The sequence below is a fragment of the Streptomyces sp. NBC_01451 genome, assembly GCF_036227485.1.
Taxonomy (GTDB): domain Bacteria; phylum Actinomycetota; class Actinomycetes; order Streptomycetales; family Streptomycetaceae; genus Streptomyces.
In genome coordinates this window covers 3465792-3491457 of record NZ_CP109479.1, presented here as the reverse complement: position 1 = coordinate 3491457, position 25666 = coordinate 3465792, and the positions used below count along the sequence as shown (strand labels likewise).

17 protein-coding genes are annotated in these 25666 nt (G+C 70.5%); 10 read left to right on the top strand and 7 right to left on the bottom strand.

Annotated elements, in window-relative coordinates:
* Positions 1-12: 12 nt before the first annotated feature.
* The 5 genes from OG595_RS15160 to OG595_RS15140 are packed head-to-tail and all read right to left on the bottom strand — an operon-like array spanning position 13 to position 7470.
* Positions 13-1227, bottom strand: a complete 1215-nt coding sequence (locus OG595_RS15160) for an FAD-dependent monooxygenase (RefSeq protein WP_329272248.1) — start codon at positions 1225-1227, stop codon at positions 13-15.
* Entirely contained in the window at positions 1224-2810 is a 1587-nt protein-coding gene (locus tag OG595_RS15155; protein WP_329272245.1) for a class I adenylate-forming enzyme family protein, read from the bottom strand. Before OG595_RS15155 ends, OG595_RS15160 begins: the two co-directional genes overlap by 4 nt.
* A 53-nt stretch (positions 2811-2863) precedes the next feature.
* Complete coding sequence (locus OG595_RS15150) at positions 2864-4528, bottom strand: benzoate-CoA ligase family protein (RefSeq protein WP_329272243.1); 1665 nt, start codon at positions 4526-4528, stop codon at positions 2864-2866.
* Positions 4525-6807, bottom strand: coding sequence for an aminodeoxychorismate synthase component I (gene pabB, locus OG595_RS15145; protein ID WP_329272241.1), 2283 nt, complete (start codon positions 6805-6807; stop codon positions 4525-4527). Before pabB ends, OG595_RS15150 begins: the two co-directional genes overlap by 4 nt.
* A gap of 33 nt (positions 6808-6840) precedes the next feature.
* Positions 6841-7470 (bottom strand): antibiotic biosynthesis monooxygenase, encoded by a 630-nt coding sequence (locus OG595_RS15140; RefSeq protein ID WP_443073034.1) that lies wholly within the window; start codon positions 7468-7470, stop codon positions 6841-6843.
* Between the two features lie 195 nt (positions 7471-7665).
* Between OG595_RS15140 and OG595_RS15135 the strand changes: the two genes are divergently transcribed.
* The gene (locus OG595_RS15135; protein ID WP_329272235.1) at positions 7666-8445 is read left to right on the top strand and encodes a DUF3050 domain-containing protein; all 780 of its coding nucleotides are present in this window, start codon (positions 7666-7668) and stop codon (positions 8443-8445) included.
* A gap of 130 nt (positions 8446-8575) precedes the next feature.
* Here OG595_RS15135 and OG595_RS15130 read toward each other — a convergent pair whose 3' ends face one another.
* The gene (locus tag OG595_RS15130; protein ID WP_329282890.1) at positions 8576-9502 is read right to left on the bottom strand and encodes a hypothetical protein; all 927 of its coding nucleotides are present in this window, start codon (positions 9500-9502) and stop codon (positions 8576-8578) included.
* A gap of 120 nt (positions 9503-9622) precedes the next feature.
* On the opposite strand from OG595_RS15130, the gene OG595_RS15125 reads away from it, so the two are divergent.
* The 6 genes from OG595_RS15125 (at position 9623) to OG595_RS15100 (ending at position 15806) form a co-directional block, all read left to right on the top strand.
* A complete protein-coding gene (locus tag OG595_RS15125) occupies positions 9623-10003 on the top strand; it encodes a hypothetical protein (protein ID WP_329272233.1) in 381 nt (126 codons plus the stop codon).
* Positions 10004-10010: 7 nt separating this feature from the next.
* Positions 10011-11246 (top strand): glutathionylspermidine synthase family protein, encoded by a 1236-nt coding sequence (locus OG595_RS15120; RefSeq protein WP_329272230.1) that lies wholly within the window; start codon positions 10011-10013, stop codon positions 11244-11246.
* 229 nt (positions 11247-11475) lie between these two features.
* The gene (locus OG595_RS15115; RefSeq protein WP_329272228.1) at positions 11476-12939 is read left to right on the top strand and encodes a glycine hydroxymethyltransferase; all 1464 of its coding nucleotides are present in this window, start codon (positions 11476-11478) and stop codon (positions 12937-12939) included.
* Between the two features lie 120 nt (positions 12940-13059).
* A complete protein-coding gene (gene trpS / locus OG595_RS15110; protein WP_329272226.1) occupies positions 13060-14073 on the top strand; it encodes a tryptophan--tRNA ligase in 1014 nt (337 codons plus the stop codon).
* A gap of 217 nt (positions 14074-14290) precedes the next feature.
* Positions 14291-14869 carry a 2'-5' RNA ligase family protein gene (locus OG595_RS15105; RefSeq protein WP_329272223.1) on the top strand — a complete coding sequence of 193 codons (579 nt, stop codon included), beginning with the start codon at positions 14291-14293 and terminating at the stop codon, positions 14867-14869.
* Positions 14870-14918: 49 nt separating this feature from the next.
* A complete protein-coding gene (locus OG595_RS15100) occupies positions 14919-15806 on the top strand; it encodes a YihY/virulence factor BrkB family protein (protein ID WP_329272220.1) in 888 nt (295 codons plus the stop codon).
* Positions 15807-15982: 176 nt separating this feature from the next.
* Here OG595_RS15100 and OG595_RS15095 read toward each other — a convergent pair whose 3' ends face one another.
* Positions 15983-17287 (bottom strand): D-alanyl-D-alanine carboxypeptidase family protein, encoded by a 1305-nt coding sequence (locus OG595_RS15095; protein ID WP_329272218.1) that lies wholly within the window; start codon positions 17285-17287, stop codon positions 15983-15985.
* A gap of 205 nt (positions 17288-17492) precedes the next feature.
* On the opposite strand from OG595_RS15095, the gene OG595_RS15090 reads away from it, so the two are divergent.
* From OG595_RS15090 to OG595_RS15080, 3 genes are all read left to right on the top strand, one after another.
* Positions 17493-17735 (top strand): SCO4848 family membrane protein, encoded by a 243-nt coding sequence (locus OG595_RS15090; RefSeq protein ID WP_329272216.1) that lies wholly within the window; start codon positions 17493-17495, stop codon positions 17733-17735.
* A 16-nt stretch (positions 17736-17751) separates the two neighbouring features.
* Positions 17752-19050, top strand: a complete 1299-nt coding sequence (locus OG595_RS15085; protein WP_329272213.1) for a metallophosphoesterase — start codon at positions 17752-17754, stop codon at positions 19048-19050.
* 323 nt (positions 19051-19373) lie between these two features.
* Positions 19374-25547, top strand: a complete 6174-nt coding sequence (locus tag OG595_RS15080) for a DNRLRE domain-containing protein (protein ID WP_329272210.1) — start codon at positions 19374-19376, stop codon at positions 25545-25547.
* Positions 25548-25666: the final 119 nt, after the last annotated feature.

Genomic DNA, 25666 nt, shown 5'->3' with positions numbered 1-25666 from the left:
TTGATACCTGGGTCAGTACTTGCGGCCCGCCACCGCCGGCGCCCCGTTCCGGGGTCCGTACGGCGCGTGCTCCAGCCACGATCCGCACCACGGCAGGACCGGCGCGAGGGCAGCCGCCGCGCGCTGCTTGGCCCGGACGAGCCGGCGCCGGGGGCGGAGGTGGTCCAGCGCGTTGCCGGCGGCCGCGCTGTTGAACACGGCCGCCGCGTGCCGGACTTCGGCGAACTCCGCGACCGCTCCCACCAGCCCGGTCCTGATCACCGCCGCGATGGCCTCCGCCGCGGCTGCCGCGTCCGCGATACCGCTGTTCATCCCGCGCGCCCCGAACGGCGGGAACAGGTGCGCCGCCTCCCCGACGAGCAGCACCCGCCGGTGCCGGTCGGTGAACGCGTCGGCGACCTTGCGCAGGAAGCGGTACGTCGACACCCACAGGATCTGCGACCCGTACCCGGGTGCCTCCAGGACCGATGGCAGCCACTCCCGTACGGCCTCCTCCGTGCCGTACGCCTCCTGCTGGTCGTCGTCGCGGCACTGGAGGTCGATCTGGAAGCCGCCGGTGAAGGGCACCCGCATCACGCTCCGGCCGCCCACGCCCGGGTGTTCGTAGTGGAAGACGCGCTCCAGGGGGAGTTCGGCGCCGGGGATGTCGGCGACGTCCACGACCACGTGGAACCCCTCCGAACGCGTGCCGTCCATGGTGATCCCCAACTCCGCCCGCACGGCCGAGCGGGCGCCGTCGGCGGCCACGACATGCGTACCGTGCCAGACGCCGCCGTCGGAGTCGGTGAGCGTGACCCCGGTCGGCGAGGACCGCACGCCCGTCACCCGTACGCCCCACGCGAACTCCACGCCCGCGTCCCGGCAGGCGGCGCGCAGCAGGCGCTCGGTGTCGACCTGGCGCAGGCTGGTGAAGGGCGGGGTCGTCGCGGGCGTCCTCGGCTGCTCGGGGAAGGTGCGGGAGTAGACTTCGCGGCCCCGGTACAGCGTGCGCCGGGTGTGCCATGTCCGCCCGTAGGAAGCGAACTCGGCGGCCAGGCCCGGGCGCATCCCGTCCAGCAGCCGCAGGGTCTCGCGGTGCACGAACAGGGCGCGGCTGCCCGGGCGTTCACGGTCCTCGGGGTCCGCCTCCAGGACGACGACGGCCAGCCCGTGGGCGCGCAGCCCGAGGGCGGCGGACAGGCCGACGGGACCTGCCCCGACGACCAGTACCTGCTCCGGGGAGTTCACGTGCGTGCGCCCTCGGCGAGCATGCGGGTGATCTCGACCCGTTTCACCTTCCATGTCGCCGTCATCGGCAGCTCCTCGAACCGCCACTGCCTGGGCTCGGCCATCGTCGGCAGATCGGCGGTCGCCCGACGCCAGCGGTCCGGGTCCAGCGGCATCTCGTCCCGTACGCAGACCACCGGCACCGGTTCACGGTCGGCGCCCGGCACGATGACGACCTCGCGCAGTTCCTCCAGCCGGTCCATCAGCGTGTCCTCGACCTCCAGGTTGCTGTGCACGGAGTCGATCCGGTCGATCTCGCGGTCGATGAGGTACAGCGCGCCGAGCCTGCTCCGGTACCCCATGTCGCCCATCTGCCACCATCCGCCGCCGTCGAGCTGGCGGTCGTACTGCTCGCGCGCGCCGAGGTAGGTGAGGATGCGCCCGCGCGTACGGGCCTCGATGCGGCCCGGCTTGCCGGGGGCCGCGGGCCGGCCGTCGTCGTCCGTGACCCGGACCCGGGTGAAGCCGGGTATCCCGATCCCGACCCGGCGGCCGTCCGCCTTCGCGACGCTGCGCCGGGTGAACCACTGGAAGGCGACGGGACCGGTCTCGCTCTGCCCGTACAGCTGGATCAGCCAGGCGCTACGGCGCTTCGAGGCGCCCAGCAGCCGCCGTACGGTACGCGGGTGGATCGCGTCGAACGTCGACCCGTACGACCGTACGCGCGACAGGGGCTGACCCGGCGCGTCCGCCAACTCCTCCCACAGGACGAAGGTGTTGGGGTGGGTCTCAACGATGCCCGGGCGATGGCGGGCGAGCAGCGGGCCCACCGCGGCCGGGGCCGGGTCGGTGATCAGGAGCAGCGGGCTGCCGAAGTGCAGGAGAACACCGAGGAGATGGTAGAAGCGCGAGTGCACGAACGACATGTGCAGCGCGGCCGTCTCACCGCGTGTGGGCCAGCCCATCGCCTGCTGCGGTACGAGCCGGTTCCACATGGTGTTCGCGCAGTGCACGGCGAGCTTGGGGACGCCGGTGGTGCCCGAACTGTGGGTGATCAGGGCGGGCTCGCGGGGGTGGAGACGGACGGCGGCGACGGGCTCGGCACCCGCGTACATCGCCAGCGGTTCGGCGCCGGGCGCGTCGGTGTCGGCGTCGGCATTCACGCAGAGGGTTCGGCGGACCAGCGGCGAGAGGTCCAACTCCGTCAGCGGGCCGGTGAGTTTGGCGCTGTCGGTGAGCAGCCAGGGGCGTTGCAGCCGGGCCAGCAGCCGGCCGACGACCGGTCCGGCGAGGCCGGGGGACAGCAGCACGGGGACCGCGCCGATACGGGAGACGGCACAGGTCAGCAGGACGATGTCGACGTTGTCCGTCTTGTGGACGACCACCTGCTCGGACGGCCGCACCCCGGCCGCCCACAGCCGGGCCGACAACTCCTCGACCAGATCGGCCAGTCGGGAGTAGCTGAGGTCGACCCCGAGGCCGGGAGCGACGTCCAGCGGCCGGTCCAGGGTGACGAAGACGGCTCCGTGGCGGTCGGCGGCCCGCCGGAAGACCGGGCCCAGATAGAAACCGCGGTCGGTGAGCAGGGGCTGCGGCTGTGGCATGCGCCCGTTCCCTTCTGAAGTACTGCTGCGAGGGGTCGCAGTGGCTGCGGGGGTCACCAGGCGCCCTGGCGGACCAGATGGCGGCGGAGTTTCCCGGTCGAGGTGCGGGGCAGCGTCGGGACGAAGCTGACACTCCGGGGAACCTTGAAGGCGGCGAGCCGGGCCTGGGCCAGCTCGATGAGTTCGGTCTCCAGGCCCGTCCGGGGCGGACCGGCGGGGACGACGAAGGCGCGCAGCCTGCTGAAGCCCCGCTCGTCGGTGAGAGCGGCCACGGCGACCTCCTTCACCGCCGGGTGGGTACGCAGTACGGCCTCCACCTCCAGCGGCGAGACCGTGATGCCGCCGACCATCTCCATGTCGTCGGCACGGCCCAGATGCCGGTAGGTGCCGTCCGGTTCACGCACCGCCCGGTCCCGGGTGGCCAGCCACCCGCCGACCAGTGAACGGGCGGTCTCCTCGGGCCGGTTGAGGTAGCCGCTCGTCACCGTGGGCCCCCGCACCCAGAGTTCGCCCTCGGCACCTTCGTCGGCACCGGACAACGGAAGCCCGGCGCGGTCGCGCAGTTCGACCTCGAAACCGGGGACGGGGCGGCCGACCGTACCGGGGTGGTTGTGGTCGAGGCTGTTGGCGCAGAAGGCGTGCCCGGCCTCCGTCGAGCCGATCTGCTCCAGCACCGGCGCGCCGAGCAGCTCGCCGACCTGCTGCCCGAGCCCGTCCGGCAGCCCCTCGCCGGCCGACACGGCGGCCCGTACGGAGGCGAAGCAGGCCTGGTGACCGGTGCCGCGGTCGGCGACCAGGGCGGCGTACGCGGACGGCACGGAGTAGAGGAGCGTCACCCGGTGCCGGGCGACGAGTTCGTCGACGGCGGCCGGGGCCGGACGCCGGTCGACCAGGACGGCCGACGAGCCGGAGAAGAGCGGGAAGACGAAGGCGTTGCCGAACCCGTAGGCGAAGTACAGCTTCGAGACGGAGAGCGTGACGTCGTCCTGGGTGATCCGCAGCAGGCGGCGCCCGATGAGGTCGTGATAGGTCTTCGGGTCGCCGTGGCAGTGCACAACTCCCTTGGGGCGCCCGGTGGTTCCGGAGGTGTACTGCACGTACAGAGGCGTGTGCGCGTCCACCGGGTGGGCGGTGGTGGCCGGTTCGGCGGTGGGGGCGAGGGCGGCGAGCTGGTCGGCGCCGAGGAGGGGCCGCCCCGCGAAACGACCGCCTCGTACCGCTTCCCCTCGTAATCCTCCCGCCCCTCCCTCTCGTACCCCTGTCTCCCGCTCGCCCTCCTCCAGGCCCGGGCCGGTCACGCACAGCACGGCCTCGGCGTCCTCGGTCATGAACGCGTGGTCGGCGGGCGGGAGTTCGGGGTTGACCAGGACGGCCACGGCACCGAGGCGGGCGGTGGCCAGGAAGACGGTCACCCAGGTGATCCCGTCGGGCAGCGCGAGGATCACCCGGTCGCCGGGTCCCACGCCGTGCCGGGCGAGCACCGTCGCCGTACGGGCGGCCAGCTCGTGCACCTCGCCGTGGGTCCAGGAACGGTGCCCCTGATGGCTCTGGTGGAAGGCGGCCCGGTCGCTCCAGCCGCGCCGCTCGGCGAGCGCGGCGAGATGGGCGGCGAGGTTGCCCGGTGCGTCGGCATCGGCGGCGGAGGCGGCGGGAACACGAGCGGCAGCTGGAGCCGGGGCAGGAACCGGGGGAGCGGTGGCGGACGGGTGGGCCGTCATCGCGCGACCTCCTCGGCGGCGGCCGACAGGGAGGAGGACCGCGGGTACTCGGGGTACTCCGGGCGCGCCCGGCCGCCGTACTCCCGGTCGCGCCGGTACTGCTCCTGGTAATGGTCCCGGTACTGCTTCTCGTACTGCTGGTGGGCCCGCATCTGCGCGGCTGTCTTCAGCAGCATCTCGTCGTACTCCGCGACCGGGTCCGAGGCGAGGACGATCGCGCCGCCCGCGCCCAGCTGCATCTCGCCGTCGGCGATCACGGCGGTCCGGATGACGATGCTGAGATCCGCGCCGCCGCTGCACCCGAGGTAGCCGAGGGCCCCGGAGTACACGCCCCGGGCCTCGGTCTCCAGCGAGTCGATGATCTCCATCGTGCGGAGCTTGGGCGCGCCGGTCATGGAACCGCCGGGGAAGCAGGCGCGGACCGCGTCCACCGAGTCGGTGCCCTCGCGCAGCCGCCCCTCGACGTAGGAGACGAGCTGGTGCACGGTCGCGTACGTCTCGGCGACCATGAGCCGGGAGACGCGTACCGTGCCGGTGCGGCAGACCTGGCCCAGGTCGTTGCGGAGCAGGTCGACGATCATCAGGTTCTCGGCGCGTGTCTTGTCGTCCGCGGCGAGCGAGTCGCGGAGCCGGTCGTCCTCCGCCGGGTCGTCGGCGCGCGGGGCGGTGCCCTTGATGGGCCTGGCCTCGGCCATGCCGTCCCGGGTGATCCGCAGGAACCGCTCGGGGGAGGAGCCGGCCACCTCCAGGTCCCCGAACCGCAGGAAGGCCGCGTACGGCGCCGGGTTGACGCGGCGCAGGACCCGGTAGTAGTCGTACGCGTCGGTCGGGGCGGGCAGCCGGGCCGCGTTGGTCAGACAGACCTCGTAGCTCGTGCCGGCCGCCAGCTCCCGTCGGCAGGCCGCGATGTCGGCGAGATAGGTGGCCCGGTCGCGCACCAGCCAGGGTTCCGCCGAGCCGGGGTCCGGCTCGGCGGCCGGTACGGGAGGCGGCGGCTGCTGACCGGACACGAAGGAGAGCTGGGCCAGCGCGCTGTCGAGCCAGTCGGCGGCCTCCAGCGTGGCCTGCGGACTGTCCTCGGCGACACAGACGGCGTACGTGTAGCCCTCCTGGTGGTCCACCGCGATCAGCCGGTCGGCGAACAGCCAGCAGGCGTCCGGGGTCTGGGCCCGGTGGACGTTGGGCGAGGCTCCGCAGTCGGCCTTCGTCTCGTACCCGAAGTAGCCGACGTATCCGCCGGTGAAGTCGAAGGGCAGCCCGGTGGCGTCGACATGACGGTTCGTCAACTGCCTTTTCAGGTAGTCGAAGACGCTCGCCCTCACCTTGCGCGTAGGCCGCCCGGCCCGCTCGATCTCACAGACACCGCTCGTGACGTCGTACCGCACGAACTCGGCGAGCGGACCGGACCCGTCCCCGAAGAACGAGAACCGCGATCGCCCCTTCTCTACCTGCGAACTGTCCAGCCAGAACGCGCGCGGCGAGCCCGCGTACATCCGGCCGAAGGCGGCCTCCGTGTCCACGGCGGTGGCGATCCGCCGGGTGTGGAGGCGGTGGGTGTGGCGCTGATGCTGCGGCGAGCGGCGCTGCGCGGGGATGCGGGCGGTGCGGGGGACGAGCGTCGGGGTGGGGGGTTCGGGCATCGCCGCGGCGGTGCAGGTGACGGCGGTGTTCTTCGTACGGAGCTTGCGGGCGCGTTCCGCCGTGAGGTTGCGGAAGTTCATGAGCATGCGGCGCCCGTACTCGGTGAGGACCGACTCCGGGTGGAACTGCACTCCCCACAGGGGGCGCGTGCGGTGCCGCAGCCCCATCAGGACGCCGTCCTCGGCCCAGGCGGTGGCCTCAAGGGTGTCGGGCAGCGGCTCGCGCACGGAGAGGGAGTGGTAGCGCACGGCGGTGAAGTTCTGCGGGAGTCCCTTGAAGAGGTCCCGCTCGTCGTGCCGGATCGTGGAGAGGTGCCCGTGACGGGGCTCGGGGGCGGGCGCGATCCGGCCGCTCTCGCCGAGCGCGATGCCCTGGTGGCCGAGGCAGACGCCGAGTACGGGTATCCGGGACTCGGCGAGTACACGTGCGCTGATCCCGAAGTCGCGGGCGGCGGCGGGGTGCCCGGGCCCGGGGGAGACGACCACGTTCTCGAACTTGTCGAATTCCAGCAGACTGTCGACTCTGCTGGTCAGCGTGTCGTTGCGGATCACCGTCGGCTCTTCGCCGTTGACCTCCGCGATCAGCTGGAACAGGTTGTACGTGTACGAGTCATAATTGTCGATGAGCAGGGTCTTCACCCGCCCACCTCCCTTGCATCGTTCATGCCGCCGTCATGCGGTTCGCCTTTTGTGCCGTCCACGAAGTGCCTGGAGCGGCGGGTAGAGCCATTTCTTGAAGAAGCGCTGGAGGCGCGGCATGAGAATCCAGGTGACGAGCGCCGTCACGGCCAGACACAGCAGTAGAGTGCGAATGAGCGCGTTTACCCCGCCGAGGAACGGGAGAACGGTCAGATTGAATATGAGCACAGGCGGAAAAACCGCGCTCATATTCACGAACCACAGCTTCCATTTGTCCGGCGGGCGCGGCGGAGCGGCCGGTGCCGGGGCGCCGGCCGGTGAGTCCTTCTGGGCGTCGAACCACACCTTGGAGCCCTGGACGGTCCGGCGGCCGGTCTCCTGGGCGAGCCCCTGGGCCCTGGCCGCCCACTGTGCCCAGCTGGCAGAGTTCTCCCAGGCCAGGGCCGTATCCTCGCTGTCGAAGCGGTAGACCACATGCCACTCCGCCTCTCCGTCGACAAGCACGCCACCCCCCAGGAAACCCGGCTCGCGCGCCCTCGCACGCAGCACGGCCCACCCCCAGGAGTGGAACTCGGTCTCGCGGCCCGGGATCACTTGATACGCCACCGTGATGGTGACGGGATTCCTGGTCACCCCGTCGTATACGCAGCAGGAAGCGGTCACGCTCAAATCTTCAATGAAGATTTTCAAAACCTCCTCCGGGATGTCCGGAAGGTTACTTTTTATCGGCTTTTAGGGCCGATTTGACGGTTCTTTCCAGTGATACTCGCGGTAACTTTTCCGGAATTCAGGAAAGGGCTTGCCCGGGGGAGTGGGAAAGCTGCACGATCGCCATTCGACCGACGCGAGGGAGATTTCATGTCCAGGTACGACTGGGATATGACCCACGAAGGGATCGAGCGGGCCCGGTCCGTGATCGAACCCGTGCGAAAAGAAGTGACCGCCCACCCGATTTACCAGCGGATAAACACCAGGGAACGCATGGCGACGTTCATGGAACACCATGTTTTCGCGGTATGGGATTTCATGTCCCTGCTCAAGTCGCTGCAACGGGAGCTGACCTGTGTCGACGTCCCCTGGGTGCCGCGCGGGCCGGAGGTGAGCCGGCGCCTCATCAACGACATCGTGCTCGTGGAGGAGAGCGACGAGCTGAACGGGGGCTTCACCAGCCACTTCGAGCTGTACCGGGCCGGCATGGGCGAGGCGGAGGCGAACACGTCACGTATCGACACGTTCGTCGCTCTGGTGGGAGAGGGGCACGACGTGGGCTCGGCGCTGCGGGTCGCCCAAGTACCCGGTCCCGCCGCCGAGTTCGTCCGCACCACGTTCGAGATCATCAACGACCGGCCGCTGCACTGCCGGGCCGCGGCCTTCGCCTTCTCCCGCGAGGACCTCATCCCGGACATGTTCGACCAGGTCATCAGCGAAGAGGGCACCGACCGCTTCCCCCTGTTCCGCGACTACCTGTCCCGCCACATCGAGGTCGACGGCGAGGAGCACACGCCCATGGCGATGCAGATGGTCGCCGACCTGTGCGGGGCGGACGACATGCGATGGGCGGAGGCGGCGGAGACCGCGACCGACGCGCTGGAGGCGCGGGTGCGGCTGTGGGACGGGGTGGTGGAGGGGATGGGCTGACCGCCTCCAGCCCGTCTGGGGGTCCCCTCTGGGTGAGCTTGAGGACGCGAGGCCCGTTCAGGACCGTAGGGGGGCGGAGGCGCGGCCCCCAGGAACAGGACGGGACGGGTGGGGGCGGCGGGGACGAGACCTATTCCGGGACCTGATCCGGGGCCAGTTCCCGGGTCTGTTCCAGGATCTGTTCCGGGGCCTCGCCGAACCGGGCCAGTGCCAGCGCGCCCACCACGGCGACCCCGAACCCCGCGACCGCCAGCCACTCCAGCCCGTCCCGGGTTCGGTCCCCCAGCCACACCACCCCGATCAGCGCCGGCCCGATCGTCTCCCCGATCACCATCCCCGCCGTCGGCACGGTCACCGCCCCCCGCTGCAACGCCGACGTCAGCGCGATGAACGCCGCACCGCCCCCCAGCACCAGCGCGTACACCGCCGCGTTCGTCACCAGCGCCCCCACCGACACCTCGTCGACGAGCCGCACCGACACCTCGACCACCCCGAACCCGAACCCCGCCCCCAGCCCGAGCACCAGCCCCCGCGCCCGCTCCGGCAACCGCCCGCCCAGCAACCCCAGCACCAGCACACCCACGGCGGTCGCGAGCATCGCGTACCGCAGCGCGTCCGACCCGGTCCGCTCGCCCTCCGTCCCGGACGCCAGCCCCAGCATCCCCAGCCCGGCACACACCACCGCCACCGCTGCCCACTCCACGCCGCTCAGACGCACCCGCAGCAGCCGGGCGGCGACCACCGCGGTGACGGCGAGACTCGCGGCCAACGCGGCGCCGACGGCGTAGATCGGAAGGGACCGCAGCGCGGCGATCTGGAAGACGAACCCGAGCCCGTCCAGGGCCAGCCCGGCGAGGTACCGCCACTGCCGCAACGCCCGCAACAGCAGCGCCGCTGCGCCGCCCGGCCCCCCACCGGGACCGCTGCCCGGAACCCCACCGGAACCCCTGCCGGGACCGCCACCCGGACCGGCGACACCGGCCGCCGCCCGTGCGGCCATCGCCTGCAACACCGTCGCCGTACCGAAGCAGACCGCCGCGCCGAGCGCGCACACCATTCCAAAGAGCACAAAGTGACTCTAGGTGCGCGGGAGGCGGCCGGGAGGGGCGGGAGTCGTGTGTGTACCGTCCTGGGACGATCTTTAAGCTGGGCCGGACACCAACGGGGAGACGTGAACATGGCTGACGCACGCAGACAACCGGGCAGAAGGCTCCGCTCGGGCACCGTCGTACTCGGCGGGATGGGCCTCCTCGCCGCCGCCCTCACCGCCTGCTCCTCCGACGACCCCGACAAGCGCTGCGTCGACCGGGACAGTTACAACGCCGCCAAGGGCTACAAGGTCGTCGCCGAGAAGAACTGCAAGTCCACCACGACCGTCAACGCCGCCCACTACTACGGCGGCAAGAAGAAGTCCGGCTGGGTGAAGGGCGGTTCCTTCACCCAGTCCGGCAAGTCCGGCACGGGCAGCGGCAGTTCGGGCAGCGGTGACGACGACAGCAGCAAAACCGGGGTCTCCCGCGGCGGCCTCGGCGGCGGCGACAGCAGCTCGGGCGGCTGAGCCCGCCATGCAGCGCCGCACGATCGAGCCCCGCCCCGGCTGGCAGCAGACGGTCGAGGCGCAGGGGCTCATCTACCCGCTCACCCGCCACCCCGACGGCACCCTGCGCCCCTACTGGGACGAGAGCGCGTACTACGTCTTCTCGCTCCCGGAGGTCGAGGCGCTGGAGGACGTCGTGGAGGAACTCCACGGAATGTGCCTCGCCGCGGCCGACCACATCGTCACCGCGAACCGTTTCGCAGACCTCGGCATCACCGACCCGCGCATCGCGGCAGCGGTCGCCGAGGCCTGGCACCGCCGCGCCGAACTCCCTTCCGTCTATGGCCGTTTCGACCTCCGCTACGACGGCACCGGCCCCGCGAAGCTCATCGAGTACAACGCCGACACCCCCACCTCCCTCGTGGAGGCGGCCTCATCCCAGTGGTTCTGGATGGAGGACCGCTTCCCCGGTGCCGACCAGTGGAACTCCCTCCACGAACGCCTGATCGCCGCCTGGCGGAAGCAGGCCGCTCTCCTCCCGCCCGGCAGCCCCCTCCACTTCGCGCACTCCGCCGCCGACGAGATCGGCGAGGACCTGATGACCGTCGCGTACCTGAAGGAGACGGCGGAGCAGGCGGGTCTCGACACCGACTGGATCTCCGTCGAGGAGATCGGCTGGGACCCGCTCTCCGGGCGCTTCGTCGACAACCGACTCCGGTTCATCCGCAGCTGCTTCAAGCTCTACCCGTGGGAATGGCTCACCACCGACGAGTTCGCGGACCACGTCCTCGACACCCTGGACAACGGCGGCGGCACGGGCAGCACCCTGTGGATCGAACCGGCCTGGAAGATGCTCCTCAGCAACAAGGCCCTCCTCGCCGTCCTCTGGGAGCTCTACCCGGACCACCCGAACCTCCTCCCCGCCTACCTGGACGGCCCCCGGGAACTGGCGCACACGACCGGCTACGTCGCCAAGCCGCTGCTCGGCCGGGAGGGCGCCGGAGTGACGGTCCACGAACCGGACACCGCACCCGGTGCCCCCACCGCATCCGGCACACCCACCGCGTCCACCGTCCGCACCGCGCGCGACGACGAAAACCCCTGCTGCTATCAGGAGCTGGCCCCACTCCCCGCCTTCGACGGCAACCACGTCGTCCTCGGCGCCTGGGTCGTCGAGAACGAGTCGGCGGGGCTCGGCATCCGCGAGTCCACCGGCCTGATCACCGACGAGTACGCCCGCTTCCTGCCCCACGTGATCCTCTGACGCCCGCCGGACCCCCGCGGGCGGGCGTCGCTCGCATGGTGGACAGGGCGGCTCGGCCCTCCGGCCTGCCCGGTAGGCTGGCCGACGGGCCGTGACTGGCGCGCTGGGATGGGACCGACCATCGGGAAGCGGCCCCAGGACCCGTCGCAACCCGTTGCCGGGGTCCGTGAGTGAGTGCCGTGCGCCTGGGCCGAGCCGTGAACGCCGAACGCCACGTCCGGAGGTCCCGATGTCAGCCGAGCCCCTCTCCACCGAGCAGCTCTCCACCGAATCCACCGCCTTCCGCAGCGCCCTCGACGTGATCCGCGCCGTCGAGCCGCGCGTCGCCGACGCCATCGGCCAGGAGGTCGCCGACCAGCGCGAGATGCTCAAGCTGATCGCCTCCGAGAACTACGCCTCCCCGGCCACCCTGCTGGCCATGGGCAACTGGTTCAGCGACAAGTACGCCGAGGGCACGGTCGGCCGCCGCTTCTACGCCGGCTGCCGCAACGTCGACACCGTCGAGTCGCTCGCCGCCGAGCACGCCCGCGAACTCTTCGGCGCCCGGCACGCCTACGTCCAGCCGCACTCCGGCATCGACGCCAACCTCGTCGCCTTCTGGTCCGTCCTCGCCGACCGCGTCGAGGTCCCGTTCCTGGAGAAGACCGGCGCCCGCCAGGTCAACGACCTCTCCGACGCCGACTGGGCCGAGCTGCGCCAGGCCTTCGGCAACCAGCGGATGCTCGGCATGTCCCTGGACGCCGGCGGCCACCTCACCCACGGCTTCCGCCCGAACATCTCCGGCAAGATGTTCGACCAGCGCTCCTACGGCACCGACCCGGCGACCGGCCTGATCGACTACGAGGCGCTGCGCACGTCGGCCCGTGACTTCAAGCCGCTGATCATCGTCGCGGGCTACTCCGCGTACCCCCGTCTGGTGAACTTCCGGATCATGCGCGAGATCGCCGACGAGGTCGGCGCGACCCTCATGGTCGACATGGCCCACTTCGCGGGACTGGTCGCCGGCAAGGTCCTGACCGGCGACTTCGACCCGGTCCCGCACGCCCAGATCGTCACCACGACCACCCACAAGTCCCTGCGCGGCCCGCGCGGCGGCATGGTCCTGTGCGACGACTCCCTCAAGGACCAGGTCGACCGCGGCTGCCCGATGGTCCTCGGCGGCCCCCTCCCGCACGTCATGGCAGCCAAGGCCGTCGCCCTCGCCGAGGCCCGGCAGCCCGCCTTCCAGGACTACGCCCAGCGCATCGTCGACAACGCCCGCGCCCTCGCCGAAGGCCTGATGAGCCGCGGCGCCACCCTCGTCACCGGCGGCACCGACAACCACCTCAACCTGATCGACGTCGCCTCCTCCTACGGCCTCACCGGCCGCCAGGCCGAGACCGCGCTCCTCGACTCGGGCATCGTCACCAACCGCAACGCCATCCCGGCCGACCCGAACGGCGCCTGGTACACGTCGGGCATCCGCATCGGCACACCCGCGCTGACCACGCGTGGCCTCGGCACGGCGGAGATGGACGAGGTGGCGTCCTTGATGGACCGAGTCCTGACGGAGGCGGAACCGGGCACGACGAAGTCGGGCGCCGCGTCGAAGGCATCCCACGTCCTGGACGAGAAGGTGGCACAGGAGATCTCCCGCAGGGCGACGGACCTGGTGGCGGGCTTCCCCCTGTATCCGGAGATCGACCTGGGCTGAGGATCTCAGGGGGCGGGGCCGCATCTGTCTGCGGCTCCGCCGCGGGGCGTGAACGGCCCCCACCGGCCCGCGGCTCCCCGCGTACCGAAACCACCCCGCACCTCTGAGACAATAAAAAGCATGGCCTCTGACCGTCCCCGCGTGCTCTCCGGAATCCAGCCCACCGCAGGCTCGTTCCACCTCGGCAACTACCTCGGCGCCGTACGCCAGTGGGTTGCCCTCCAGGAGACCCACGACGCGTTCTACATGGTCGTCGACCTGCACGCGATCACGGTCCCGCAGGACCCGAAGGAGCTCACGGCCAACACCCGGCTGGCCGCCGCCCAGCTCCTCGCGGCCGGGCTCGACCCCGACCGCTGCACGCTGTTCGTCCAGAGCCATGTCCCCGAGCACGCCCAGCTCGCCTGGATCATGAACTGCCTCACCGGTTTCGGCGAGGCGTCCCGTATGACCCAGTTCAAGGACAAGTCCGCCAAGCAGGGTGCCGACCGGGCGAGCGTCGGGCTGTTCACGTACCCGATCCTCCAGGTCGCCGACATCCTGCTCTACCAGGCGCACGAGGTACCGGTCGGCGAGGACCAGCGCCAGCACATCGAGCTGACCCGGGACCTCGCCGAGCGCTTCAACGGCCGCTTCGGCGAGACCTTCACCATCCCGAAGCCGTACATCCTGAAGGAGACGGCGAAGATCTACGACCTTCAGGACCCGTCGATCAAGATGAGCAAGTCGGCGTCCACGCCCAAGGGCCTCATCAACCTCCTCGACGACCCGAAGGTCACCGCCAAGAAGGTCAGGAGCGCGGTCACGGACACGGACACCGTGATCCGCTTCGACCCGCAGGAGAAGCCCGGCATCAGCAACCTGCTCGGCATCTACTCGACCCTCACCGGCACGGATGTCGCCGAACTTGAGCGGACTTACGACGGTAAGGGCTACGGTGCGCTGAAGGTGGACCTCGCCGACGTCGTGGTCGACTTCGTGACGCCGTTCCGGGAGCGCACCCAGCAGTATCTGGACGACCCGGAGACGCTCGACTCGATCCTGGCCAAGGGTGCGGAGAAGGCACGGGCCGTGGCCGCGGAGACGCTCGCCCAGACGTACGAGCGAGTCGGTTTCCTGCCCGCGAAGCACTGAACCGTCGTCGCACGGGTACCAGTACCACCGCACGGCGCACGACGCGGTATCAGAGCGCTGCACATCACTATGGTTGCGCCTGCCCGCAGACCCGACGTGGCCGTACAGTCGATAGCCGACCGGTACGAGCAACAGCCCATATGAGCAACACGGGCACGAGCAACACCGCACACGCGACACCGCAAGAGCAACACCGGGACGACGAACAGGAGACGACGTGGGGACCGTAACGATCGGTGTGTCGATCTCGGTCCCGGAGCCACACGGCAGCCTGCTCCAGGAGCGGCGTGCGGGCTTCGGCGACGCCGCCGCACACGGTATCCCCACCCATGTCACCCTGCTGCCCCCCACGGAAGTCGACTCCGAGGCGCTGCCCGCCATCGAGGCACACCTCGTCGAGGTGGCCGCCGCGGGCCGCCCGTTCCCGATGCGGCTCTCCGGGACGGGCACCTTCCGGCCGTTGTCGCCCGTCGTGTTCGTCAAGATCGTCGAGGGCGCGGAGGCCTGCACCTGGCTGCAGAAGCAGGTCCGGGACGCCTCCGGCCCGGTGGCGCGCGAGCTTCAGTTCCCGTACCACCCGCATGTGACGGTCGCGCACAGCATCGCCGAGGAGGCGATGGACCGCGCCTTCGCGGAACTCGCCGACTACGAGGCCGACTGGCCCTGCACCGGCTTCGCGCTCTACGAGCGGGGGCCCGACGAGGTGTGGCGCAAGCTGCGCGAGTACACCTTCGGCGCGGCCGTCGTGCCGCCGCAGGCGGCCCACGTGGAGCGCGGCCCCCTTCCGGCCAGGTAGAACCCCCGAGAACCACAACTGACAGGCGCTTCCGGGGTACAAGGTCATCATGGACTGGCTGAAGAAGCTCCCCGGCGTCGGACCGATCGTCGTCCGCCTGATGACCACGCACGTGTGGCGGTCGTACGAGCGTCTCGACCGGGTGAAGTGGTCGCGGCTCGCGGCGGCGATGACCTTCATCAGCTTCGTGGCACTGTTCCCGCTGCTCACCGTGGCCGCCGCGATCGCCGCCGCCACGCTCAGCACCGGGCGGCAGCAGGAGCTCCAGGAGAAGATCGCCGAGCAGGTGCCCGGTATCTCCGAGCAACTGGACATCAACGGTCTGGTCGAGAACGCGGGCGCGATCGGGGTGATCGCCGGCGCCGTGCTGCTGTTCACCGGCATCGGGTGGGTGGGCTCGATGCGGGAGTGTCTGCGGGCGGTGTGGGAGGTGCCCGAGGACGAGGGGAACCCCGTCCTGCGCAAGGTCAAGGACACCGGTGTGCTGGTCGGGCTCGGCGGCGCAGTCCTCGTCACGATCGCCGCGTCCACCGTCGCGTCGGCGGCGGTCGGCTGGACGGCGCGGGGGCTCGGTATCGACGAGGCGGGCTGGGGCGCGGTCCTGCTCCGCCTCGCCGCGTTCGCCGTCGCGGTCCTCGCCGACTTCCTGCTGCTCCTGTACGTCCTCACCCTGCTGCCCGGCGTGGAACCGACCCGGCGTCGTCTGTTCGTCGCCGCGCTGATCGGCGCCGCCGGCTTCGAGCTGCTGAAGCTGCTGCTCAGCGGCTATATGCAGGGGGTGGCGGCGAAGAGCATGTACGGCGCGTTCGGCGTCCCCGTGGCCCTGTTGCTGTGGATCAACTTCACGTCGAAACTCGTCCTGTTCTGCGCGTCCTGGACGGCGACGCCGAGCGAGGACGTGTCCGACGGTGCCGGTGGCGGTGCCGCTGCGGAGTGATGGGGCGAGACCGGGTTCTCGCCCCCGCCGCCCCTACCCTTCCCGTCCTCGGGGGCGCTGCTCCCGAACCCCCGCTCCTCAAACGCCGGAGGGGCTGGGAAGTCCGACAGCGGGGGTCTGGGGGAGGCAGCCCCCAGGGACGGGACGGGTAAGGGCGGCGGGGGCGCAATCAGCGGTCAGCGTCGGCGCAGTGGCCACCGCCGGTTGATCAGGAACGCGCCCCCCGCCAGCACCACCACGACCCCACCGGCGATTCCGAGCGCGATGCCCATCCCGCCCTCGTCCGCCGTGGACCCGGCGGTCGTGTTCGCGACCGGGGACGCGGAGGAGTCACCCTTGCCGGACCCGTCGCCACCCCCCGCCTCCCCCGAGTCGGAACCGGAGTCCGCGCCGTCGGTCGAGCCCGGCTGCGCGCTCGACCCCTCCGCCCCCTTGGGCGCGACCAGCTCACCCACCGGCTGCACCTTCCCGGCGGCCTTGAAGCCCCAGTCGAGCAGCCGGGCGGTCTCCTTGTAGACCTCGTTGTGCTCGTTCTTCTCCGGGTGCATCACCGTGACCAGCAGCACCTTGCCGCCCCGCTCGGCGACCCCCGTGAAGGTCGCGCCCGCGTTGGTGGTGTTGCCGTTCTTGACGCCCGCGATGCCCTGGTACACGGGGATGTCCGAGTCGCCGGCGAGCAGCCGGTTGGTGTTCTGGATCTCGAAGGACCCGCGGACCAGCTTGCCCTTCTTGTCCTTTTTCGTCTCGCCCGGGAACTTGGCCGAAACGGTCGAGCAGTACTCGCGGAAGTCCTTCTTCTGCAGCCCGGAGCGGGCGAACAGCGTCAGGTCGTACGCCGACGACACCTGCCCCCGCTCGTCGTAGCCGTCGGGGCTCACCACGTTCGTGTCGAGTGCCTGGAGCTCCTCGGCGTGCTCGTTCATCTCCTTGACCGTGGCTCCGACGCCACCGTTCATGTGGGAGAGCACGTGCACCGCGTCGTTCCCGGACCGCAGGAAGACGCCGAGCCACAGGTCGTGGACCGTGTACGTCTCCTTCTCCTTTATGCCGACCATGCTGGAACCGGCGCCGACGTCCGCCAGCTCGGCGGTCGTGACCTTGTGCTTCAGCGTCCTCGGGAACTTGGGCAGCACCGTGTCGGCGAACAGCATCTTCAGGGTGCTCGCCGGGGCCAGCCGCCAGTGCGCGTTGTGGGCGGCGAGCACATCGCCGGACTCGGCGTCCGAGACGATCCACGAGCGGGCGGTGATGTCCTTTGGGATCACCGGCACCCCGTCGGAGAGGTTCACCTGAGTCCCGGCCTGTCCGAGCCGCTCACCGCCCACGGTCGACATCTTCGCCGGGGGAGTCACCGACGGCGAGGCACTCGGCGTCGGCTTGGGGGCCGCGAACGCCGGTACGGGCGCGGTCAGCGCGGCGGACAGCAGGGTGGCGGAGGTGACCAGCAAGGTTCGCTTGGCGGTCTTTTTCGAGGCGGGCACGACGGAGAACGTACATGTACCGGCCCATGAAGTCGCACCGCCCCCGGAACGGACCCGCCAACCCCCCTCCCCACCCCGGCCACGGGCCCGGGCGCCGAGCGGCGATACTGAACCCACGCTGTGCTCATCCGGGGGACAACCCCCGGACCCCTGTCCGGCCGGGCCGGACCGAGTTGCCCGGTTCAGTGATGAAAGGCCCTTTCTTGTGAAACTCAGCCGCCCCGTCTCCTGGTTCCTGCTCGCCTTCGGGGTGTGGAGCTGGGTCATCTGGGTCACTTTCATCAAGAATCTGGTCAAGGACAGCAGCGGGCTCGCGTTCGACGACGCGGGCACTCCGACGGCGTACTTCTGGGTGCATCTGGTGCTCGCGGTCGTCTCCTTCGTATTGGGGACGATCGTCGGGGGCATCGGGTTGCGCGGACTGCGCGCTTTGCGCCAGACCTCATAACGGGGGACACACCCGCATGGTCATCGTTTTCCTGCTCGTCGCGGTAGCCGCTCTGGTGGGGCTGCACTGGTACGTCTGGCGCCGCCTGGTGCGCGACACGACCGCCGGGCCCGGCCTCGCCCGCCGCGTCGGCACGGTGGTGTTCGTCGCCCTGCCCGTCATGATGGTCGCGGCCCTGGCCGCCGAGCGCGGCGGCGCGCCCTTCTGGCTCCAGCGCACGCTGGCCTGGCCGGGCTTCCTCTGGCTGGCCCTGTTCGTGTACCTGGGGCTGGCCCTGATCGCGGGCGAACTCGTACGGCCACTGCTGCGGCGGTTCCTGGAGCGGCGCGGGCCGGCCGAGGCACCCGTGTCGGAGCCCGTACCGCTCCGGAGGGCGGAGACCGTCCCGGCAGGCGCCCCCGAAAGCCCGCAAGCCGCGTCGGGGGCTTCCGGCACCCCGGACCGGCCGGACACCTCCGGCACCCCGGATTCCCCCCGTCTCCTCGCCGCGCCCTCCCGGCGCCTCTTCGTCTCCCGTGTCGTGGCCGGCGCCGCGGCCGTGACCGCCGCGGGGACCGTCGGATACGGCACGTACGGCGTCGTACGCGGCCCCCGTGTGCGGCGCGTCACCGTGCCGCTGGCCAAACTCCCGCGCGGCGCCCACGGGTTCAGGATCGCCGTCGTCAGCGACATCCACCTCGGGCCGGTCCTCGGCCGGGGTTTCGCGCAGAAGGTCGTCGACACGATCAACTCCACCCAGCCCGATCTGATCGCGGTCGTCGGCGACCTGGTCGACGGCAGCGTCAAGGACCTCGGTCCGGCGGCGGCACCCCTCGCCCAACTCCGGGCACGGCACGGGGCGTTCTTCGTGACGGGCAACCACGAGTACTTCTCCGGCGCCGAACAGTGGGTCGAGGAGGTGCGGCGGCTCGGTCTGCGCCCACTGGAGAACGCGCGCGTCGAACTGCCCGCCTTCGACCTCGCCGGGGTCAACGACATCGCCGGTGAGAGCGAGGGCCAGGGCCCCGACTTCGCCAAGGCGCTCGGCGACCGGGACACCTCACGGGCGAGCGTGCTGCTGGCCCACCAGCCGGTGCAGATCCACGACGCCGTCGAGCACGGCGTCGACCTCCAGCTCTCCGGCCACACCCACGGCGGCCAGTTGTGGCCCGGCAACTTCGTCGCCGACCTCGCCAACCCCACCCTCGCCGGCCTGGAGCGCTACGGGGACACTCAGTTGTACGTCTCCCGGGGCGCGGGCGCCTGGGGTCCGCCCACGCGGGTGGGGGCGCCGTCGGACATCACCGTGGTGGAACTGGCGTCCCGGCGGGCCTGATCACAACCAGTGATGATCACGGGTCGATAAAGGTTCGCGGCCGAGGAGCCCGCAGTGTGTCCTGTCGATCCGCTGAGTGTCTGTCGATGGCGGGCCCGAGATGCCCTATTCGCCGAAGCCGGCCCACAGGAAGCGCTCAGTGGAAGCGCATCTTCCGGTGGCCGAAACGTGTTGACCGAATTCACGTCAAGACTATTGAGGAGGATCTGAGGGTCACGGTGGGCAACAAGCAGTGAAAGCGTGGAGAACTCCTCACACAGGCCTGCTTTGATCAGGCCCGCTCAGGACGCAACAAGTGTCGTGGCGTGATCACAGGAGTGCGCATGGGACTCAAGGGAAGACGTGTCTTCCCTGCCTCACGGGGGCGGGACAGAACAACGGGCGCATCGCTGCGCCGGACCGCGCTTGCGGTCGCGGCTGTACTGGCGGCGGAGACGGCACTGGTGTCGCTGGGCTCCGGACAGGCCTTCGCGGCTGTCGATTCCGGCAGCGCGAAGGCGTCGTCGGCTGCGGCTGTGGAGTCGGTGTCGTCGTCGGCGGATTCGACGGCTTCGGCGTTGCTGATGGCCCGTCTTGAGGGCCGCAGGATCGAGGTGCTGTCGCAGCGGGCGGCGGATTCGACGACGTACGCGTTGCCGTCGGGCGAGTTGCAGACGGAGACGTTCGCCGGCCCGGTCCGCGTGCGGCAGGACGGGGTGTGGAAGGACATCGACACGTCGCTGTCGGACACCGGGGCCGGTCTGACCCCGCAGGCCACGGCCGCCGACATCACCGTGTCGGACGGCGGGGACACGGCGCTGGCGTCGGTGTCGAAGGGGGAGACGTCCTTCGGAATGGGCTGGCAGGACAAACTGCCCACCCCGACGGTCACCGACAACACCGCCTCCTACGACCTGGGCGACGGCCAGACCCTGACGGTCAGCGCTCTCGCACAGGGCTTCTCCCAGAACGTCATCCTCGACCAGGCGCCGGACAGCCCGGTCTCCTACCGCATCCCGCTGCACCTGGACGGACTGACGCTGTCCCAGGCCGACTCCGGGCACCTGCTGCTGAAGGACTCCGCGGGCAGGCTGGTGGCCGAGGCCCCGGCCCCGATGATGTGGGACTCCAGCAGGAACGAATCCTCGGGTGAACCGGACCACCAGGCCCGGGTGACCACCAAGGTCGAGACCGCCGACGACGGCGCACAGACCCTGGTCCTGACCCCCGACGCGGACTTCCTCGCCGACTCCGATCTCACCTATCCGGTGACGGTGGACCCGACGTCCACCCTCGCGGTGACCACGGACACCTGGATCCAGACCCCGGACTACCCCGACTCCCAGGTCTCCTCGCAGGAGCTGAAGTCGGGCACCTACGACGCCGGCGCCGACAAGGCCCGCTCGTACCTGAAGTTCGACGTGTCGAAGTTCGCCGGCAAGCACATCACCGACACCAACTTCGCCCTCTACAGCTACTGGTCCTCGACCTGTTCCCGGGAGGGAGCGGGCACCACGGTCCGCCGTATCACCTCCGCCTGGTCCTCGACGTCCCTGACCTGGGACACCCGGCCCTCGTCCACCGGCACCGGCGCCGTCAACAACCTGGTGCCGCGCGGCTACTCCTCGGACTGCTCGGCCGCCTGGTCCAACTGGGACATCGACACCATCGTCCAGGCCTGGGCCGACGGCGCCACCAACTACGGCCTCATGGTCTATGGCACCGACGAGACCGACTCCACCACCTGGCGCCGCTTCCGCTCCGCGAACTACACGACCAGCGGCTACGCGCCGGCACTCACCGTCACCTACAACTCCTACCCCGCGAAGCCGAGTTCGGCGGCGATCGCGCCCTCGCAGGTCAACGCCTACAACGGCTACCGCTACGTCACCTCGCTCACCCCGACCCTCTCGGCGAAGGTCACCGACCCGGACGGCTCCGCCACCAAGGGCCAGTTCGAGATCACGGCGGACCCGGCGTACGCGGACACCACGTACTCCTACACCGCGACCAGCTCGTCGGTGTCCTCCGGCTCGGCGGCCAAGCTGACGATTCCGTCGGCGAGCGCATTCCCGTCCGGCGCCCACCTGCGCTACCGCGTCCGCGCCTACGACGGCACCGATTACGGCTCCTGGACCGGCTACACCACGTTCGTCATGAACACCGGCCTGCCCGCCGCACCGACCCTCACCTGTGACACGTACACGGAGAACGGCTGGACCGCGAAGGCCGACGACGCCGTGTCCTGCACCCTCGACACCGCCTCCACCGACGGCGCCGGATACTCCTGGGGCCTGGACGACACGTCCCTGCCGAACAGGAAGCTGGACACCACCAACGGCACCGGCGGTGACGCGCAGACCGTCAGCATCAACCCGGCCAACGGCTGGCACACGCTGTACGCGCGCACGGTCGACTCCGGCGGCAACCTCTCGACGGCAACCACCGCCTACACCTTCGGTGTCGGCGCCGACGGGGCCGCGATCCTCTCCCCGGCCGACGGTGACACCACCGCCCGCCGCCTGACCCTGTCCGCCAAGGGCCTCACCTCTTACACCGGGGTGACCTGGCAGTACCGGCGCGGTGAGACCGACTCCTGGCACACCGTGCCGGCCGTCGACGTCACCGCCTCCGGCGCGGCCGTCTCCGCCTGGCCGGTCGCCGTCACCAGCGGCACCGCCACCAAACTGGTCTGGAACACCGTCAACTCGCTGTCCGAGGACGGCGTGATCCAGCTGCGGGCCGCCTTCACCGACGGCACCACCACCGGCTACTCGCAGACCACCGAGGTCACCCTCGACCGCGACGCCGGGAACGCGCCGGGTGCCCAGGTCGGCCCGGGTGAGGTCAACCAGCTCACCGGTGACTACACCCTGTCCGCCACCGACGCCTCCGCCTTCGCCGCGAGCGTGGACCGGACGTACTCCTCGCGTGCCAACAGCACCAACACCGAGGGCCAGGCGCAGATCTTCGGCCCCGGCTGGGCCTCCTCGGTCGACGCCGTCGGCACCGACTTCACCCAGCTCCGCAAGACCTCCGCCACCTCGGTGGAACTGCTGTCCGCGGACGGCAGCTCGGTCGCCTTCACCGCCACCAGCAGCGGCTGGCAGCCCGAGACCGGCGCCGGGCTCCTGACCCTGACGGGCACCCTGTCCGGGACGTCCTTCACCCTCACCGACACCGACGCCAACACCACGGTGTTCACCAAGGCGGCGACCGACGCGGTCACCTGGACGCTCGCCTCCTCGGCGACGGCGGTCGACGACACAGCCGTCACCATCGCCTCGGAGACCGTCACGGTCGGCAACAACACGCTGGCCCGCCCGAAGTACGTGATCTCCCCCACCGGCGCGGTCACCGCGGCCACCTGCCAGGCCACCCCGGCCACCAAGGGCTGCCGCGTCCTGGAATACATCTACGCGACGGCCACCACCGCCACCTCCAGCACCCTCGGCGACTACGCGGGCCAGGTCACGTCGGTCAAACTGTGGGCCACCACCCCCGACGCCTCCGCCTCGACCGCCGAGACGATCGCCTCGTACACGTACAACACCGCCGGCCAGCTGCGCCAGGTGTGGGACCCCCGGATCAGCCCCGCGCTGAAGACGGAGTACACCTACGGCACCGACGGCCGCGTCGCCACCCTCACCGAACCCGGTGAACTCCCCTGGACGTTCACCTACGGCACGGCCGGCTCCGCCCTGACCTCGGGCACCGGCATGCTCCTCAAGGCGTCCCGTCCGGCACTCGCCGAAGGCACCGCGAGCACCACCTCCGGTACGGCGGCCACCACCGTCGTCTACGACGTCCCGCTCTCCGGCACCACCGCCCCCTACCAGATGGACGCCACCACTGTCGCAACCTGGGCCCAGGACGAGGCACCCACCGACGCCACCGCCGTCTTCCCGGCCGACAGCGTCCCCGCCTCCAACACCGGCAGCGACCTGACCGCCACCTCTTACGACCGCGCGAGCATCACCTACATCAACGCGGACGGCACGGAAACCAACCGGGCCGGACCCGGCGGCGCCATCACCACCACCGAGTACGACGACTACGGCAACACCGTCACCGAACTGACAGCCGCCAACCGGGAGTTGGCGCTCGGAACGTCCTCCGGCGCCGCCGACGAACTGGCCTCACTCGGCCTGACCGACCTGTCCACCGCCGACCGCGCCCAACTCCTGTCCAGCGTCTCGGGGTACTCGACGGACGGCGAACGCCTCACCGACGAGTACGGCCCCCTGCACGAGATCACCCTCACCGAGGAACTCACCGGCACCACCGCCGACTCCACCCTGGCCGCGGGCACAGCGATCCCGGCCCACGCCCACACGGCGTACACCTACGACGAGAACAAGCCCACCGACGCCGCCGTCTCCAACCTGGTCACCTCGGCCGTGACCGGCGCGGCTATCCCCGGCTACGCCACCGACGCCGAGACGCACACGGTCACCACCACGTACGACTGGTCCACCGGCCAGGAGCTGAAGACCGTGGGTGGCGACACCACGGACATCGTGGCGACGTACGACGGCGCCGGTCGCGTGGCCACCACCCGTACCGCGGGTTCCACCGGTTCGGACGCTGCGGCGCTCAACTACAGCTACTACAGTGCGAGTTCGACCGGCACCTGCGCGTCCATCGAGTGGGACGGGCTGCTCTGCAGGACCGCTCCTGCGGCCACGATCACCGGCGGTGGCAGCAACCCGGCCAACGCGGTCACCACGGTCTACACCTACGACCGCTGGGGCCGGCCTGCCGTCAAGACGGAGACCTCGGGCTCTGTGACCCGCACGACCACCAACACCGTGGACAGCACGAGCCGCACGACCAACACGGCGGTCACCGGAGGCATCGGCACGGACACGCCGGCCACCACGTACACGTACAACACGTCCAACGGGCAGCTCGCCTCACTGACCTCCAACGGTCAGACCGTCACCTACACCTACGACAGCCTCGGGCGCCGGATCGGCTACAGCGACGGCGCGGGCAACACCAGCACCACGGCGCACGATGTCCTCGACCGGAAGGTGAAGACCACCGATTCCGCGCCGTCGACCGTCACCTACGCCTACGCCACCACCGGTGACCTCAAGACGGTCACTGACTCGGTCGCGGGCACCTTCACCGGCACGTACAACGCAGACGGCGCACTCATCTCCGAGACCCTGCCCGGCAGTTACACCCTGACCGTCGCCACCGACCCGGCCGGCCAGGAGACCGACCGCGCCTACACGGCCGCGGACGGCACCACGCTCCTCGCCGACTCGGCCACGTACACGGTCACGGGCCAGCAGGCCGGCCACACCCAGACCGACGGCTCTACCACACGCTCCGACTACACCTACGACAGTGCAGGCCGCCTTACCCAGGCGAGCGACACCACGTCTACCGGCTGCACCACCCGCGCCTATACCTTCGACGTGAGTAGCAACCGCACTGCCCTGACAGCCACGTCGGACGACTGCGACACCACCACGACCGACGACGACACCACGGCCACCACGTCGTACACCCACGACAGCGCCAACCGCCTGGTGAACTCCGGCTACGCCTACGACGCGTTCGGCCGGACCACCACCGCCGGTACCCGGAGCCTGACGTACTTCACCAACGATCTGGTGCGTACGGAGACCGTCGGGACCGACCGCGGCACCTGGGCCCTCGACGCGGCCGGTCGCCTCGCCGTCCGGTCCGCCCAGACCCAGGCCACGGACGGCACCTGGAGCACGACCGATACCATCACCAACCACTACGGCGACGATGGTGACCGGCCGGTCTGGACCTCCGCCGATGGCACCGTCGGTCGCAGCGTCCAGGATCTCTCGGGTAGCCTCGCCGCCCAGACCACGGCCAGTGGCGGAACGGTCCTGCAACTCGCCAACATCCACGGCGACGTGATCGTCCAGCAGTCGCTGGACGCCAACGAGGCCAGCACGGTCCAGCACTACGACGAGTACGGGCAGCAACTCGACGCCACCACGGCGGCCACCTACGGGTACCTGGGCGCCTATGCCCGGTCCACCTCAGGTGTGAGCGGTCTCAGCTACCTGGGTGCCCGCGCTTACGACCCGACCCTCGGCCGGTTCCTCCAGACCGACCCGGTCTACGGCGCGAACGCCAACTCCTATGTCTACCCCGGCGACCCGGTCGGCTCGTACGACCTGGACGGCCGGAAGAAGGCGAGGAGCTGTGGCTTCTGGTGCAGCCTCGGCGTGACGCTCGTCGGGTCGCTCGCCGCGGCGGCGTGCGCGCCGTTTGCCGGACCCATCATCTGCGGCGCGGTCGGCGGCGGTATCACCGGCTTCGCCCGCTACTGGTGGACCCACCACGGCGGCCACGGCTACACCATCAAGGGCGCCATCAAGGCCACCCTCATCGGTGCCGCCATCGGCGGCTTCGGCGGGGCGGCCGGAAAGCTCATCAAGAAGATAGGCGGCAAGGTCTTCAAGGGCTGGGGCGACCGGCAGGCCATCAAGGACTGGGACAAGTTCAAGAAGGCCCTCGGCTAGGTGAACATCAGCTCGACGAGCAGTGGTTGGACCACTGGTCGGGTCGACACGCCGGCCGGCCTTCGCGAGGGGATACCTTCCGGGGGCCGGCCGGCCCGGCCGTCTCCCCTGCCGTTTCC

Excerpts from the sequence above, each read along its gene's own strand:
- OG595_RS15100 (WP_329272220.1), top strand. The coding sequence starts at position 14,919 with ATGGACTGGCTGAAGAAGCTCCCCGGCGTCGGACCGATCGTCGTCCGC.
- OG595_RS15085 (WP_329272213.1), top strand. The coding sequence starts at position 17,752 with ATGGTCATCGTTTTCCTGCTCGTCGCGGTAGCCGCTCTGGTGGGGCTG.
- OG595_RS15115 (WP_329272228.1), top strand. The coding sequence starts at position 11,476 with ATGTCAGCCGAGCCCCTCTCCACCGAGCAGCTCTCCACCGAATCCACC.
- trpS (WP_329272226.1), top strand. The coding sequence starts at position 13,060 with ATGGCCTCTGACCGTCCCCGCGTGCTCTCCGGAATCCAGCCCACCGCA.
- OG595_RS15125 (WP_329272233.1), top strand. The coding sequence starts at position 9,623 with ATGGCTGACGCACGCAGACAACCGGGCAGAAGGCTCCGCTCGGGCACC.
- OG595_RS15130 (WP_329282890.1), bottom strand. The coding sequence starts at position 9,502 with ATGGTGTGCGCGCTCGGCGCGGCGGTCTGCTTCGGTACGGCGACGGTG.
- OG595_RS15080 (WP_329272210.1), top strand. The coding sequence starts at position 19,374 with ATGGGACTCAAGGGAAGACGTGTCTTCCCTGCCTCACGGGGGCGGGAC.
- OG595_RS15135 (WP_329272235.1), top strand. The coding sequence starts at position 7,666 with ATGTCCAGGTACGACTGGGATATGACCCACGAAGGGATCGAGCGGGCC.
- OG595_RS15155 (WP_329272245.1), bottom strand. The coding sequence starts at position 2,810 with ATGCCACAGCCGCAGCCCCTGCTCACCGACCGCGGTTTCTATCTGGGC.
- OG595_RS15150 (WP_329272243.1), bottom strand. The coding sequence starts at position 4,528 with ATGACGGCCCACCCGTCCGCCACCGCTCCCCCGGTTCCTGCCCCGGCT.
- OG595_RS15120 (WP_329272230.1), top strand. The coding sequence starts at position 10,011 with ATGCAGCGCCGCACGATCGAGCCCCGCCCCGGCTGGCAGCAGACGGTC.